Source organism: Gordonia sp. OPL2 (genome assembly GCF_003797825.1).
Classification (GTDB): Bacteria; Actinomycetota; Actinomycetes; order Mycobacteriales; family Mycobacteriaceae; genus Gordonia.
Genome location: NZ_RKME01000106.1, coordinates 1 through 421 on the forward strand (window position 1 = coordinate 1; position 421 = coordinate 421).

Annotated in this window: 1 pseudogene; it reads left to right on the forward strand. The window is 71.5% G+C overall.

Going from position 1 to position 421, the window contains the following annotated elements:
* Positions 1-421, forward strand: a pseudogene (locus EEB19_RS26510) (excinuclease ABC subunit A); the annotation flags it as partial.

The following is a 421-nucleotide window of genomic DNA, read 5'->3' on the forward strand; positions in this document are numbered from 1 at the left end:
CGACTGAAGCCCGAAGCGCTTTCGGTCACCTTCGCCGGCGTGGACATCGGCGAGTTCATGCGGCTGCCGCTGGATCAACTGGCCGGGCTGCTCGAGCCCATCGCGCAGGGCGACTTCAGTGCACACAGCCACGGCGCACGCACCCGCAGGAGTGCGACGCCCCGCGATCGCGCCAAGCGGGCAGCCACTGGCCGTGCGACCCACGAGGGCGCGCCCGATGGGCGGCTGACCTCGGCCCTGTCGGAGGAGAAACGCCTGGCCGCGCAGCGACTGGCGGGTGGGGTCATGGCGCGGGTACGGCAGCTGCGCGAGCTGGGCCTGGGGTATCTCTCGCTGGATCGCGCCACGCCCACGCTGTCGGCCGGCGAACTGCAGCGCCTGCGGCTGGCCACACAGCTCAGCTCGTTGCTGTTTGGTGTGC